This is a genomic window from Microbacterium sp. Z6_144, assembly GCF_057197625.1.
Genome location: NZ_JBXVPT010000001.1, coordinates 613,847 through 627,542, shown reverse-complemented (window position 1 = coordinate 627,542; position 13,696 = coordinate 613,847). Strand labels below are relative to the sequence as shown.

16 protein-coding genes and 1 tRNA gene are annotated in these 13,696 nt (G+C 68.7%); 9 read left to right on the top strand and 8 right to left on the bottom strand.

Annotated features, from left to right (window positions below; all coding sequences use genetic code 11):
- Nucleotides 1-63 precede the first annotated feature (63 nt).
- Nucleotides 64-504, top strand: a complete 441-nt coding sequence (locus tag AC2DGY_RS03060) for a GNAT family N-acetyltransferase (protein ID WP_484508229.1) — start codon at nt 64-66, stop codon at nt 502-504.
- A 52-nt stretch (nt 505-556) separates the two neighbouring features.
- Here the strand turns inward: AC2DGY_RS03060 and AC2DGY_RS03055 are convergent, their stop codons facing one another.
- The 4 genes from AC2DGY_RS03055 to AC2DGY_RS03040 form a co-directional block, all read right to left on the bottom strand.
- Nucleotides 557-880 (bottom strand): putative quinol monooxygenase, encoded by a 324-nt coding sequence (locus AC2DGY_RS03055; protein ID WP_484508228.1) that lies wholly within the window; start codon nt 878-880, stop codon nt 557-559.
- A gap of 57 nt (nt 881-937) precedes the next feature.
- Nucleotides 938-1,321: a cupin domain-containing protein gene (locus tag AC2DGY_RS03050; protein ID WP_484508227.1), complete on the bottom strand. Its 384-nt coding sequence runs from the start codon at nt 1,319-1,321 to the stop codon at nt 938-940.
- Between the two features lie 377 nt (nt 1,322-1,698).
- Nucleotides 1,699-2,157, bottom strand: coding sequence for a hypothetical protein (locus tag AC2DGY_RS03045; RefSeq protein WP_484508226.1), 459 nt, complete (start codon nt 2,155-2,157; stop codon nt 1,699-1,701).
- A gap of 184 nt (nt 2,158-2,341) precedes the next feature.
- A complete protein-coding gene (locus AC2DGY_RS03040; RefSeq protein WP_484508225.1) occupies nt 2,342-2,746 on the bottom strand; it encodes a Dabb family protein in 405 nt (134 codons plus the stop codon).
- A gap of 112 nt (nt 2,747-2,858) precedes the next feature.
- Between AC2DGY_RS03040 and AC2DGY_RS03035 the strand changes: the two genes are divergently transcribed.
- The 3 genes from AC2DGY_RS03035 to AC2DGY_RS03025 all read left to right on the top strand — a co-directional run bounded on the left by AC2DGY_RS03035 (nt 2,859) and on the right by AC2DGY_RS03025 (nt 6,513).
- A complete protein-coding gene (locus AC2DGY_RS03035) occupies nt 2,859-3,446 on the top strand; it encodes a TetR/AcrR family transcriptional regulator (protein WP_484508224.1) in 588 nt (195 codons plus the stop codon).
- A gap of 236 nt (nt 3,447-3,682) precedes the next feature.
- Nucleotides 3,683-4,744, top strand: a complete 1,062-nt coding sequence (zapE, locus tag AC2DGY_RS03030) for a cell division protein ZapE (RefSeq protein ID WP_484508223.1) — start codon at nt 3,683-3,685, stop codon at nt 4,742-4,744.
- A gap of 338 nt (nt 4,745-5,082) precedes the next feature.
- Nucleotides 5,083-6,513 (top strand): HNH endonuclease signature motif containing protein, encoded by a 1,431-nt coding sequence (locus AC2DGY_RS03025; RefSeq protein ID WP_484508222.1) that lies wholly within the window; start codon nt 5,083-5,085, stop codon nt 6,511-6,513.
- A 62-nt stretch (nt 6,514-6,575) separates the two neighbouring features.
- Here the strand turns inward: AC2DGY_RS03025 and AC2DGY_RS03020 are convergent, their stop codons facing one another.
- Nucleotides 6,576-8,360, bottom strand: a complete 1,785-nt coding sequence (locus tag AC2DGY_RS03020) for a DUF2207 domain-containing protein (protein ID WP_484508221.1) — start codon at nt 8,358-8,360, stop codon at nt 6,576-6,578.
- A gap of 44 nt (nt 8,361-8,404) precedes the next feature.
- Between AC2DGY_RS03020 and AC2DGY_RS03015 the strand changes: the two genes are divergently transcribed.
- Nucleotides 8,405-8,848, top strand: a complete 444-nt coding sequence (locus tag AC2DGY_RS03015; RefSeq protein ID WP_484508220.1) for a MarR family winged helix-turn-helix transcriptional regulator — start codon at nt 8,405-8,407, stop codon at nt 8,846-8,848.
- Nucleotides 8,849-8,853: 5 nt separating this feature from the next.
- Here the strand turns inward: AC2DGY_RS03015 and AC2DGY_RS03010 are convergent, their stop codons facing one another.
- Nucleotides 8,854-10,350, bottom strand: coding sequence for an L-serine ammonia-lyase, iron-sulfur-dependent, subunit alpha (locus AC2DGY_RS03010; protein ID WP_484508219.1), 1,497 nt, complete (start codon nt 10,348-10,350; stop codon nt 8,854-8,856).
- A gap of 143 nt (nt 10,351-10,493) precedes the next feature.
- On the opposite strand from AC2DGY_RS03010, the gene AC2DGY_RS03005 reads away from it, so the two are divergent.
- Nucleotides 10,494-10,566, top strand: a tRNA-Arg gene (locus tag AC2DGY_RS03005).
- An 81-nt stretch (nt 10,567-10,647) separates the two neighbouring features.
- Here AC2DGY_RS03005 and AC2DGY_RS03000 read toward each other — a convergent pair.
- Entirely contained in the window at nt 10,648-11,229 is a 582-nt protein-coding gene (locus AC2DGY_RS03000) for an asparagine synthase (protein ID WP_484508218.1), read from the bottom strand.
- Between the two features lie 161 nt (nt 11,230-11,390).
- Between AC2DGY_RS03000 and AC2DGY_RS02995 the strand changes: the two genes are divergently transcribed.
- The 3 genes from AC2DGY_RS02995 (at nt 11,391) to AC2DGY_RS02985 (ending at nt 12,735) form a co-directional block, all read left to right on the top strand.
- Nucleotides 11,391-11,591: a hypothetical protein gene (locus tag AC2DGY_RS02995; protein WP_484508217.1), complete on the top strand. Its 201-nt coding sequence runs from the start codon at nt 11,391-11,393 to the stop codon at nt 11,589-11,591.
- A gap of 154 nt (nt 11,592-11,745) precedes the next feature.
- On the top strand, nt 11,746-12,159 hold the full coding sequence (locus AC2DGY_RS02990; RefSeq protein WP_484508216.1) for a DUF4383 domain-containing protein: 414 nt from the start codon (nt 11,746-11,748) through the stop codon (nt 12,157-12,159).
- Nucleotides 12,160-12,168: 9 nt separating this feature from the next.
- The gene (locus AC2DGY_RS02985) at nt 12,169-12,735 is read left to right on the top strand and encodes a hypothetical protein (protein WP_484508215.1); all 567 of its coding nucleotides are present in this window, start codon (nt 12,169-12,171) and stop codon (nt 12,733-12,735) included.
- Nucleotides 12,736-12,742: 7 nt separating this feature from the next.
- Here the strand turns inward: AC2DGY_RS02985 and AC2DGY_RS02980 are convergent, their stop codons facing one another.
- A complete protein-coding gene (locus tag AC2DGY_RS02980; protein WP_484508214.1) occupies nt 12,743-13,696 on the bottom strand; it encodes an aldose 1-epimerase family protein in 954 nt (317 codons plus the stop codon).

Here is a 13,696-nt window from a genome sequence, read left to right as displayed (position 1 = left end):
AGCCCGCCACGCTCTTCATCTCTCGCATCGGCGGCGCGGCTCCCACCCGAGTACGATGCCGACGTGCCCCAGCCGGTCTCGCTCTTTACTTTCGACCTGTCCGCACCTACGCAGGAATGGCGAGAGATCACGGACCTGTTCGTGGCGTGCTTCTCGGCGGCGCCCTACTTCGAAGATCAGAGCGAGCTCCAGACCATTGCAGCTCTCGCGGCTCCGCAGGATGCCTTGGTGATTCACGAGCTTGCTGTGCGAGAACCCGAACGCGGGCGAGGCATTGCACGCGATTGTCTGCGCGAGCTTCTGAGGGATCGCGTCGAATCCCACGCGCTCATCGGAACCTACGACCGTGCAGAATCCGCGAGGGCCATGTATCAACATTGGGGTTTCGAAGTGATCGGTCAGGTACCGGTGCAGGGGCACGCGATTGCGCTGCATGTCCTGACATCACCCACGTCAGATGCCTTCGAGCGACTCACCTCGGCCGGCGAGGCAGCGTCCGCCTGACCGGGGCACCGGACAAACCGGGGCCGCGGCATGGTCCGGAACCATGGTGGTCTCAACCGGTCAGCTGGAGAAGCCGGAGAACGCGGGTGGGACGGTGATGCGCAATCGGGGGACCGGCGAGAAGCTCGATGACCTCGTCGTGATTCGCGTCGATCACGGGGTGAGAAAAGTGTCGCTCGAAGGACGTGTCGTCCTTGTAGAACTCGAACGCCCATAGCGTGTCGGGGTCGTCGTCGGCACGGCAGAGTACCCAGTCGGTGGGCCCGTCCGGATCACCGGTGAAGTGCAGATCGTTTGTCAGCTCGAACAGACGGTCGCCCTTCCCAGGCTTCACCTGGAACATGAGGACCGCGCCGGGCTGGTGCGACTGGAGCATGAGCGCCCTCCTTCGTCGAGGTCCAGGACATCCGATGACGTCCAGGTGGAACCTCCGTTAGCGGAAGTCGCCGACCTGCCTCTCGACGGGAACAGTGCCCTCGACGACGACATCGCCGGTGTGCGCGGTTGTGATGGTCTCAATCAGGACGATTTCAACCTCCTCCTCCGCAATCGGATTGTGCTGGACGCCCCTGGGAACGACGTAAAACTGACCCGGCGCGAGCACGACCTCCTCGTCGTCGGGCAACTGGATCCGGAGCCGACCGGAGACGACGAGGAACATCTCGTCTTCTGCGTCGTGAGCGTGCCAGACGAGCTCTCCGAGGAGCTTCGCGACCTTCACGTACTGGTCGTTCACTCGCCCGACGACCCGCGGCGTCCAGTGCTCGTGAACTTGCCCAAGCTCAGCGGCGACGTCGATTCCCTGGAGGTCGGTCATCGTTCCATCGTCGCCCGCAGGACGCGCCCGCGTCAGGTCCGACTCGCTAGTGATCCGCGCTCCTGGCTGTAGACAAGCGCCAGCACAGGGAGCCGCCGGACCGCGATCCCGAATCGCCGCGCCAACACTCTTCGGCGATGCCTCCGCCACCATTGTGAGTCCGCTCGCAATGGTGGGGTAGCTCGAAGACGCACTCCCCGGGCGCATCGACGAAGTCGGTGCACGCGCCCTCCCAGACGGAAGGTAGCCCCCACAGCCACGGCGGCGGCCACGTTCGCAGCTCGTTCGGAAAGCGGCCGGGGTCACGAAGACCCCCTGGGTGTGGAGCAGTGTCGACACGTGCAGGGGGCCTTCGCTGGATCAGGAGACGGGCCGGTTCACGCGTGCACTGTGGGAAGGTTTCGGACGTCAGGACGAGTCGTGCGGAGGGTTCCCCATGCGAGCCATCCTCGGGTGAGCACGTAGGCGCCGATGGTGGTGATGACGAGCCATCCGTCGATCCATGCGGTTGCTTCGGCTTCGTTGGCACCTCCGACGGCCATGGCGAAGACGGTGACGGCGATCTTGTGGAGGAGGATGAGTTCCCATGCGCCCGCGATTTTGCGCGGCCAGAGCGCGACCATGAGGTTCAGGGACAGGAAGATCAGGAACCCGAAGGTGCGCCACGCTTCCACGACGAGAGTGTCGGGTGAGGCCTGGAGCATCTGGGTCACCCCGTAGATCACCGCTCCGACGGTGAGGAGGGCGTTGAAGCCCATCAGGGTGCGGCCAATGCGATCGGCCAGTACGGATCGCTGGCCCGGGTCTGCGTCGTTGAGTACAGCAGTCATATCCATCAGTTCTTTCTTGTCGTGTTCGATGGGGGTATCCCACCGTTCGGTGCGTCGAGTTCGATCGGTTATGCGGTGGTGGCGGCCCGCCACAGACGGGCCGCGGTTGGTGTCGCTTGGCACCCGTGGTGCGTGAGGAGCGGCTGAGCCGGACCGTCGACGCGAGAGGTGTCTGCCGAAGCAGGTGGGTTCAGGCCTTGAGGCCGGCGCCGCGGAACGTCGGCACCTCACCGAGAAGATCCACGATGGTGGGGTTGTCTTCGTTGCGGCGCCGGTGCAGCTCCTCGATCTTCGCGCCGAGCTCGGGGTCGTTGTCGTCGCTGATGTCGAAGATGTCCAGGCGCTCGACCAGCTCGAGGCCGATGGCGTCTGTGGCGTAGGTGGCCGGGTGGGTCAGATACTCGAACAAGCCCTCGAGGTCGTCCAGAACGAAGACGCAGCTGTACGAGTAGTCACCGCCGTGGTCGCGGCCCACGACGGAGGAGCGGACCGAGGGGATGGTCTCGCCCATGGTGTGCCAGCCGGCCAGTGCGGCCTCGACCTGCTGGGGTGTCGTGGTGGGCTTCAACGTCGCTCGGTTGATGTGAAAGATCATGCTCGCCTCTGTTCTAACGTTGTTAGAGTACCTAACGACGTTAGACTACAGGCTCCACACCGGCTGTCAACAGCGCACCCGATACGGTTCGAAAGACGGAAAGGAGGCTGACGTGCCCAGCAAAGAGCGGCGCAATCAAGAAAAGACGGGCGTGCGTGAGCGGATCGTCTCGTCGGCACGGCACCTTCTCGAGACAGAAGGCTCGGGGGGCGTGACGATGCGCCGGGTGGCCGAGGCCATGGACTACACCGCGCCGGTCATCTACCAGCACTTCGCCAACAAGGACGCCCTCATCGGCGAACTCGTCCGCCAGGGGTACGGCGAGCTCCTGAGGCGGATGGAGGCCGTACCGAGTGACATCGACATTGATGAGCGCCTGGCGGCTGCAGCCTCGGAGTACCTGCGATTCGCCGGCGAGAACGAGCACCTCTTCGAAGCGATGAACGACACCACACTCGGTGCCGACGAGCGCCGGGCCGCCGCTGCGCCGGTCATAGGGGTCCTGTCGAAGCTCGTGGACGACTGGGCCGAGACGCATCAAGTCGAGCTCGAAGCGCAAGAGGCCTACGAGATCATCTGGGGCACTCTATACGGCATCGCCGCACTCGGTCGCCTCGGAACGGTCGGACCGGCCCAGGCGCGCCACCTCGGCGGGCGCGCACTGCGGCTTCTCCTAGAGGGATGGCGTTCCCGGACCTAGGTCCGGGACTTGGAGGTGTCGGCGATGACGTCGTAGTCCCAGCTGAAAGACGAAGTCTCCGAGTGGCAAAAACTACAGATGGGTTGGCACCGGACCGTTCGACGCCGCGCACTTTGTCGCTGCCGGCGGCCGGTACCCCGCAAGATTTCGCGGGACAGTTTCACGCTCGGCAGGGCGCCGTCGCCACAGAACCTGTCAGTAGTCGACGCCATGTGGTCGTGTGGCACTCTCAAGGAGTGCGATCGAAGGACAGGCTCGTTGTTGGCGTCGACAAAGCGGCAGCCCGCGATGGCTTCGCTCTCGATGCCGGTCAGCAAGCGTTACTCGAGCGGATGGCGACTCTCGGCACAGATCTCGATCGCAGCTCCTTGCGGCGCTCGTCGACGCGCAGCCTCTACATTCATGGCGATGCCGGGCGAGGCAAGTCCTGGCTCGCTGACGCCTTCTATGCGGAGCTCCCGTTGGCCCAGAAGACCCGCGTGCATTCCCATGGCTTCTTCGACGAACTGCACCGCAACATCCACAATCACCGAATCGAACGAAACGCCGTCGAACGCGCGATCGACGACATCACGCAGAACAGCCGCCTGCTCTTCTTTGACGAGCTCCACGTCCACGACTCCGGCGACGCCCGACTCCTCACCCGCCTTCTCGATCATGTCTTCCAGCGCGGCCTGACCGTACTCGCGACCTCCAACTACGCCCCGGACGACCTACTCCCGAATCCGATCTGGCACCACATCGTCGAGCCCGGTATCGCGCTCATCAAGAAACACATGGACGTGTGGAACCTCGCCGGCCCCGTCGACTATCGCAGCACCAACGAAGAGCACGACCACGGCTTCGCCGCCGGCACCTGGACGATGGCACCCGCCCGTTCCGCCGCGCCTGAACAGCAGACCCTCACTGTTGTGAAGGGACGAGCATTCACGGTGACGTCAGTCGACGACGGCGAGTTGGTCGCCACGTTCGACCAGCTGTGCTCGGCAGCGACCTCGACGGTTGAGTACCTGAACTGGGCACAGTCCTTCTCACGGTGGGCCATCACCGACATCCCCTCATTTGGGACAGTCGACGCCGAGGCTCAACAGCGCTTCATCAACGTCATCGACGTGCTGGTAGACGCCGACATCCCAGTGCGATTCTCCTCGACGGTCGATCTGTCCGGCTTCCTCGCGGACGTATCCAAACGGCCCGATGCCTTCCGCATGGCGAGCCGCCTCCAACTCCTCGAGACCACTACCGATCGAGTTGCTGACATCTCCATGGCACCCGGGGCGGCTCGATGGCGCCACTGACAACCTGCATGGCAGCGCTGACAAAGCGCATGACCGCCGCACGAACACCGCCCTCCAAATCACAAAAAGATAACGGCGAGCCCTTCCCTCCCGTTACCTCACCGTTATAGAGTTCACGCACGGTAGTTGTTTGCTGTGGCAGCTACCGACATGTGATTGCAGGACACTCTTGGTGCAAGGGACAAGGGCCGGTCGGAAGCCTCTCCGACCGGCCCTTACTCTTGCCCCCGAGCGACTTCTCCTCCCCCGGTGACCGCGGGCGGAGTTATCCCCAGAAAAGAGCTCCTGACCAGGGCGTACCCGGCGTGGATGTCGGTGGTCCGCGCGACAATGGGGGCATGCTCGACAGCGATCGCACCGCCCTCGTGGATGACCTCCGCCAAGGGTTGCGGGCGCTGCTCGGTGGGCTGAATGCCGACACCGTGGGCGACGACGTGCTGCTGCGTCAGACCGTGGAGGTCGAGGAGCTGGGCCGGCTGCTGGATGCGGCGCGGGCGACCCTCGCCGGCGAGATCGCCGACCGATCTCGCCCCGAGCTGGGGGATGACCGGCTCTCCGCGCGACGGGGATGCCGCACGCCGGGCGAACTGGTCGAGCGGGTTACCCGCGTTTCGGCCGCTGCCGCGCGCACCCGGATGCGGGCCGCAGCTCCCCTGCGGCCGCGCGCGGCGCTCACGGGCGGTCAGCTGCCGGCGGCGTTCCCCCTGGTGGCGGCCGCGTTCGCGTCGGGGTTGCTCGGTGTGGACGCGGTCCTGGCGATCGTGGCCGCGCTCGCACCGATCCGGGACGGGTGCGCCACCGTCGATGACCACGCCTTCGCCGCCGCCGAGGAAGCACTGGTGGACGCCGCCACCGGCGCCGGTGACGCACTCCCGGTCGGCGCGGATGAGGTCGCCATCATGGCCAAGACCTGGGCGCTCTACCTCGACCCCGATGGCACCCTCCCGGATGAGCAACGCGCGTTGAGGGCCCGCGGGCTCACCATCGGACGGGAGCACGGCGGCGTCGTACCGCTGCACGGCGACCTCCTCCCCGATGTCGCCGCGCAGCTGCAGCGCCTCTTCGACGCATACCTGAACCCGAAGGTCACCTCCCCCGACGGTCCCCATTTCGCGCCCGACCGGGACGACCGTGATCCCGATGACGTCCCGCGCGACCCACGGACCCCCGCCCAGCGCCGGCATGACGCGTTCGCCGGCGCCCTGGGTGTCGCCGCCGGGATGGACGGGCTCCCCACCCTCGGAGGCTCACCGCCCACCCTGGTCGTGGCCGTGCCGGCCGACCAGCTCGACCAGCCGCGCGGCGTCGCCTTCGTCCTCTCCCGCGACGCCGATGACACCGGCGCGGTTCCCGCGACCGTCGCCCGGCACACCGGATGCGCCGGCGCCATCCAACGCATCGTCTTCGGGCCGGACTGGCGGATCATCGAACTGGGCGCCCCGCAACGCATCTTCACCGCCCACCAACGACGGGCCATCGCCACCCGAGACGGAACCTGCATCACCCCGGGATGCCGCGTCCCCGCCGCGTGGTGCGAAATCCACCACGTCGAGCCCGCCGCCAGGGGCGGGCCCACCCACACCGACAACGGCGTCACGCTGTGCTGGTTCCACCATCGCACCCTCGAAACCAGCGGATGGGACGTCCGGATGATCCACGGCACCCCCTGGATCCGTGCCCCCCGGTGGCTGGACCCCGCCGCACGATGGCGCCCCACCCCCGGCTCCCCCACCCGCCGACTCAGCGGCCTCGTCACCGCCGTCACCTGAGAACGGAGGGCAGTCCGGTCCGGAACCCGCCGCGCTCCGTCACAGTCCGCCAGAGCGAGCCCTCAGACGCCGCCACCCCCGCCGCCCCCGCCGCCGCCTCCGGCCGAACCGCCGCCGGTCGATCCGCCCGACGTGGACGCCGCAGACGACGCGCTCGACAGCGTCCCGATCCCCGAGGAGAACGCCGACGCGCTGAAGCCGGAGGTTCCGACGTACCAGCCAGGCGTCCCGGTGGAGTCGTACAGCACGGCCAGTCGCTCCGCCCAGTCCTTCTCCTGTCCGAACACCACCGCGTACGGCAGCAACGCCTCGTAGATCCGGAGCATCTGCCGCGGATCGCTCGCATCGACGGGCACGCGCTCCGCACCGCCCGGGGACTGCAGCATGCGGATGCGGTCGGCTTCGGTCCATTCGATGAAGAGCCTCAGACCCGCGAGGTGGTCACGCGTCTCCGCCCCGAGAGCGGTGAGCGGCTTCCGCGAGACGAGGCCGCCGACGGCGAAGAGCACGAGGACCGCCGTGATCATCACGACCACGGGCACCCACGCGATCACGCTCGCACTCAAGGCGAGCACGCCGAACATGACGACCGCTGCGGCAGCCGCGAAGGCAAGCACCACCGGAAAGGCTCTCTCCCGGAGGGGCACGTCGCGGCGGAGACCGCGCCGGGCGAGCTCCTTCCCCGCGGCCGCGAGGATCCCGCGCGCGGCGGTGGACAGGCGTGTGTCCTGACGTCCGAACGAGAACACCGCGCCCGCCGGGGCGCTGTCGCCGAACAGTCCGTCCAGCAGCATCCGCCCGTCGCCATCGGCCCGCCCGCGGTCCACGAGATGGGCCTCCAGGTCTACACCGCCGAGCCACCGGCGCTTCCCCTCGACGATGCGGATGCTGCCGACCACGGCCTGTTCGAGCACCTCGGCCGGGATCGCCTTCGCCGGCTTGCCCAGGAGCACGGCGCTCTCCAGCGCATCCACGACGACGGGCGGGGTGTATTCGGCGATGACCGTCGGGCGGCCGGGGGCATCCGCGAGGCGGCGCACCCTGACCACGATCGCCCAGGCGAGCGCCCCGAGCACGACCAGTCCACTGAGCGCCTGCAGCCACCCCCATGGGGAGGCGAAATACGACGCGTCGAAGGGCGTGAACGTCCCGGGGGCGAACCCGACCGCGACGGTGAGGGTCTCCCGGGGGCCGAGATCGGTCGCCTCGGCCCGCACCGTCACCGAGCCGTCGGCGTCCGTCTCCGCGGCGATGGGGCACGGGGCCGTCGAGCCGCGAGGGCCGGCGTAGCAGGCCTGGTCACCGGTGAGCTCGGCGGCGAGGTCGGGGTCCACGTGAAGGCTGGCCGTCACCCGGCCGAAAGGCTGCTGCCAGTCGAGGCCGTTGACGTTCCAGAAGAACTCGTCCGCATCCGTGTCGTCGAAGAAGTGGACGGCGTTGCGCATCGTGTACGTGAAGACGTACGTCTGCTCGCCATGGACGTAGTCGTCGGCGCGGGAAGTGATGATGAGGTTCCCGTCGTCGCTGTCTGTCTCGACCGGCCGAGCACGCCCGTCGGCGTCGGTCACCGATTCGACGTCGAGCTCCAGCGGTGCGTCGAGATAGGTCTCCGGCAGTACCCGCTGCATCCCGCGGTTCTGGTCGCTCTGCGGGAAGACCGCGACGAAGGTCTCGACCACCCGCACCTCGCTCGTGCCATCCTCGGCCCGGGTGAGGGTGTAATCGGCGTCCATGCTCGCGAACGTGAAGTCGTTCACATCGGCGAGGGCAGGTGAGGCGACGACGCCACCCATGAGCGAGGCCATGACGATGATCAGGACCGCCGCCCGGCGCCGAATCTGCTTCATGCCGCTCAGCCTAGGCGGGTCGTGTGCGCCGTAACCTTGTCGGTATGACCGACCGCCGCCTCGCCGTCGATGCCTGGGAGAGCCTCTTCCGCGCGCAGCACGAGGTGTTCGAAGAGCTGCAGCTCGACTTCGCCGGGCCCGATCTGGGGCACGGGGAGTACGACGTGCTCCTCACCGTCAGCCGCGCACCCGACATGACGGCGCGACTGCGCGACGTCACCGCGAACATGCTGATCAGCCAGCCGAGCGTTTCGCGGCTCGTCGACCGGATGGCCGCCCGCGGACTGATCGAGAAGTGCCCGGATCCCGACGACGGGCGCGGCGCCCTCGTACGCGCCACCGATGCCGGCGTGAGTCTGTTCCGCCGGATCGCTGCAGTGCACGCGACGTCGATCGCCGAGAGGATGTCGCTCCTGAGCGACGACGAGCTCGAGACCCTGCGTGATCTGACCGCGAAGCTCCGCAAGCCGCGTGCCACGGAGTACTGAGCCGCTCAGCACTCGATGACGTTGACGGCGAGACCGCCTTCACTCGTCTCCTTGTACTTCGTGGACATGTCGATGCCCGTCTGCCGCATCGTCTCGACCACCGTGTCGAGCGAGACGTAGTGCGACCCGTCTCCGCGCAGCGCGAGCCGCGCCGCGGCGACCGCGGTGGATGAGGCGATGGCGTTGCGCTCGATGCACGGAATCTGCACGAGCCCGCCGACCGGGTCGCACGTCAGCCCCAGGTGATGCTCCATCGCGATCTCCGCGGCGTTCTCGATCTGACGGTTGGTGCCGCCCATGACGGCGGTGAGTCCCCCGGCGGCCATGGCGCACGCCGAACCGACTTCGGCCTGGCACCCGCCCTCGGCCCCGGAGATCGACGCGTTCGCCTTGAAGAGGGAACCGAGGGCCGTCGCCGTCAGGAGGAACCGGCGGATGCCCCGGCGGCGGTTCGCCTCGGCGACGCGCGCGTCGTCCCAAGCCGCCGCATCCGCGCGGGAGGTCGCGTGGCCGTCGTACCCGAGGAGGGCGCTGCCCACCAGCTCGCCGTACGGCGTCACGGCGTTGCCGGAGCCGAGCCCCGAATCGGCGAGAAACCGCCACCAGTACATCGCCACCGCCGGAACGATCCCGGCCGCCCCATTGGTGGGCGCCGTGACGACGCGCCCGCCGGATGCGTTCTGCTCGTTCACCGCCAGCGCGAACGCGCCGAGCCACTCCCCCGGAAGCTCGCGCCGGCCGTCGGCTTCGACCTCCTCGAGCTGAGCGCGGATCGCCGACGCACGGCGCTTGACCCGGAGCATCCCCGGGAGCACGCCGTCGGCACGCAGGCCCTCGTTAACGCTCGCGGCCATCGCGTCCCACAGGCGGTCCAGGCCCGCGGCGATCTCGGCATCGTCGCGCAGCGACACCTCGTTGCGGCGCGCTGCTTCGGCGATCGTGATGCCCTGGTCGTCGCAGAGCATGAGCAGCCCCGCCGCGTCATCGAAATCGAGCGGGAAACGGGAGGCGCTCACGCGCGGCGGCTCACCGTCGCGCCGGATGAAGCCGCCGCCCACGGAGTAGTACGTCTCCTCCGCGAGCACCTCTCCCCCGCTGCGGCGGGCGACGAACGTCAGGGCGTTCGGACGCCCCGGCAGCCGCGTGCGCGGAGCGAAGACGATGTCGTCCTTGACGAAGGCGATGGGATGCCGACCGCCGAGGAGCAGCGACTGCCCCTCGGGCCATCCGCTCCACGCCGCGCGCACCACCGCCGGATCGACCGTCTCCGGCACGTGCCCGTGGAGGCCGGCCACGATCGCGTCGGGCGTTCCGTGGCCGAGGCCGGTGGCGCCGAGCGAGCCGTACAACGCGCATCCGATGGATGCCGTGCTTTCGAGGGCGCCCGACACCTGGAGTCGCGTGACGAAGTCGCCCGCGGCGCGCATCGGGCCGACCGTGTGGGAGCTCGAGGGTCCTATGCCGATGGAGAACAGCTCGAACGCCGAAACGTAGGCGCTCATGCGTTCAGGGTACGCCCGGGCGCCTCGGGACCGCGAGAATGCGAGCGGCGGGAGGGCTCCCGAAGCGCGGCCCCGATTCGCGGGGGCGGCGCAGAGTGAGGTACTCTCAATGAGGCCTGCGCGCCGTTTCGCGCGGAGGCCGTGCGCCCGTAGCTCAATGGATAGAGCATCTGACTACGGATCAGAAGGTTGGGGGTTCGAGTCCCTTCGGGCGCACACTGTGTTGAGACAGTGAAGAAATCCCCCGGCTCTCTACGGAGAACCGGGGGATTTCTGCATCCCGCCCTCGACCCGCCCTCAGGACGGCACGTCGTCCGCCGCGGTGCGGCGCCGGCGGGCCTGCGACGCCAGTTTCGGGAGGTCCACCATCCGCAGCGCATCCATCCGCGCCTTGCGCATGCGTTCGTAGTCGGGGTCGGCGTCCGCCGTCATCCCCTCCACCGCGAGGCGGCGCTGCAGATTGGCCTCGACGTCGCCCCATGCCGCTGCCCGCGCGGTGTCGACCAGTGCAGAGACCCGCTCTGCGTCGTCCGCCCATGCGCGCAGTTCGCGGGCCACCCCGGCGTACTGTTTGCGACGACGACGGAGGTTGCGGGTATCGCGGTCGCGGTAGTCGTGGGTGCCGCTGGAGGTGGAGTACTTGCCCCATGCTCCGCGGCGAAGGTCCCGCATGCGGTCGGCGGCGCGCTCCTGCTCCTCGGCGAGGGAGAGGAGCGTCTCGCGCGCGAAGGCCGCCAGCGCGTCGCGGTCGAACGTCGCTCCGCCGGCGATCGTCTCGACGAGGATGTGGTTGCGCACGGTCAGTCGCGCGGCGGACGAGGCGATCGATACGCCCTCCGCGACAGCATCCGACGTCCGCCCCAACGCCCACCTCCTCATGTTCGAGGCTAGCAACTCGCGGGCCGGGCGCCCGGGTCGTTCGTCGAGCACCGCGAGCCGAGGCGGCACATACCGCGACCTCCGTCGTCACGCAACCCCGTCTCCGGCCCCCCGGGTCCGCCTCTAGCTTCAGGGCAACAGCTCTTGCGGAAGGAGGAGACATGGGACTCATGGATGACGCCAAGAACGCCGCGGGCGAGGCCGCACGCAAGGCGAAGGAAGCCTTCGAGGATGCGAAAGACGGCAGCAACGACAAGGCCGACAACAGCCAGCCCGCTGCTGACACCCGCCGGGCCGACGCCGAGGGCGGTAACCCCGAGCACCGCCACGAAATGGGCGAGCAGTTGCGCCGCGACCCCTGAGCGTCGCGTCGCGCCTGCCACCTGGAAGGCCTCGGATCGTCGGGGCCCTTCACTACGCGGCTCGTCACCTCCCGAGGGCGGGCAATCCGTTTCCTGCACCGAACCGAACCACTTGAACATGCGGCTCGGCCGCGTCCTACACAGGGAGGTCCTCATGGGCTCATCACCGAATCGTCTCGTTGCCGTCATCTTCGGCGCCGTCTACGTGCTCATCGGTCTGCTCGGCTTCACCGTCACCGGTGATGTCGCTTTCGTGGGCCCGGAAGGCGGCCTGCTGCTGGGCATCTTCCAGGTCAACCCGCTGCACAACATCGCGCACCTGCTCATCGGCGCGGCACTGCTCATCGGCGGGATCGCCGGAGTGCGCCCGGCCAAGACGGTCAACGTGATCGTCGGTGCCGCCTACCTGCTTCTGGGAATCGTCGGTTTCTTCCTTCAGGGCCCGGCGAACTTCCTCGCGCTGAACGTGGCCGACCACTTCCTGCACCTGGCCAGCGCCATCATCCTGCTGGGCGTAGGCCTGGCCGCAGACAAGTCGGTCCGCGACAGCCGCACCCGCACCGCGTAAGCGACCCGCGTGACCCTGATCGCGTCCTCCGGCACCGCCCCCGCGCCATCATCGCGCGCGGGGGCGGCGCCGGTCGCGTTCACCGGCTCCTGGCCGGCCGTGGCCGCGTGGGGCGCCGGCCTGATCCTCGCCGCCCTCGGGGCGGGAGGTGTCGTCGGACCGGACGGCTCGGCCGCCACCCGCGGTGCGGGCGTGCTGCTGGTCGCCCTCGGTCTGTCGTGGCTGGCGTGGGGAACCGCGAGCCTCGTCCGCGGCCACGTCCTGATCCCCCGTATCGTCCTCGCCGCCGCAGTGACGGGGATGCTGCTGGGGGCGATGCTCCTCGTGCTCTCCCCTGCACACACGAGCGTGTTCGCCGTCGGGGCCGCCATGGCCCTCGTGCTCGTCGTGGCCGTCTATGCCGCCCGCGAGCGTCGCCGGGCCGTTCGAACTGACAGCGCCATGAGCGTATGGGGCCTGATCCTCGCTGCGGCAGTGCTGTCGGTCGTGGTCACCCCGGCGCTGGGCGCCACCCAGGACGCCGTGCTCATCCGCGGTGACGGCAGCGTGCCCGCCGTCACGCACGACGGGCACTGAACCGGCCTCACCCGATCGGACGGATCGTCCAGCTCGCCTCGAGCGGATCGCCGCCGGGTTCGAGGGTCAGGAGACCCGGGTCGAAGTCGTAGCGGTCGGCGTTGAAGGCGTCCGGGGCGCACGTCATGGGTTCGACCGCCAGCCCTCTCCGATGGGCCGGCGACGCCTCGCCCTCTGGTTGGTCCGCGGTGTGCACCTGCACCCACGAGCACGCCGCACCCCAGGTGATCGCCGCTCCCCGGCCCGCCTCATCCGTTACTGTCACCGTCGCGGTGCCGTCCGCGTCGCGGTGCAGCCCCGTGAACGCATGGTCGATCTCGGCCTGGCCGATCCGGCGCGGGTCCCGGAAGTCGAAGCGCTCGGGATCGGTCTCCACGTCAGCGAGGCGCGTCGGGATCAGCCGGTCGGGGGTCACCTCCAGCACGCGGGAGGCGGGGAGGTGCAGCGTCCAGTCATCCACGCGCCCGTCTCCTCCGACGAGGTACGGGTGCGGTCCCGTGCCCCACGGGGCGAGAGAATCTCCGTCGGTGCGCGCCCGGACGCTCTGCGTGAGCCCGTGAGCGGTCAGCGCGAACGTGGTCTCCACCAGCACCCGCCACGGGTATCCGGTCTGCGCCTCGACGGTCGCTGCCAGCGTCACATGGCTCGGTCCCTTGTCGAGCACGCCGTAATCGGTCCACGCGAGGAGGCCGTGCAGGGCGTGCCCGCGAGAACGCTCGGTGAGCGGCAGAATCTGCTCTCCCCCGTCGAACGCGTACCGCCCCTCGACGACGCGGTTCGGCCAGGGAGCGAGAGTGACGCCGCGATAGCCGGGCCTCACCTCGTCGGCATCGAAGGGCACGACCAGATCGCGGCCCTGGTGGGTGTAGCAGCGCAGGGATGCGCCGACCCCGGCGATGACGGCCTCGGCGTCGCCGGCACGCAGGACGTGCTGCGTGCCGGAGAGGGGCGTGCGTCCCAT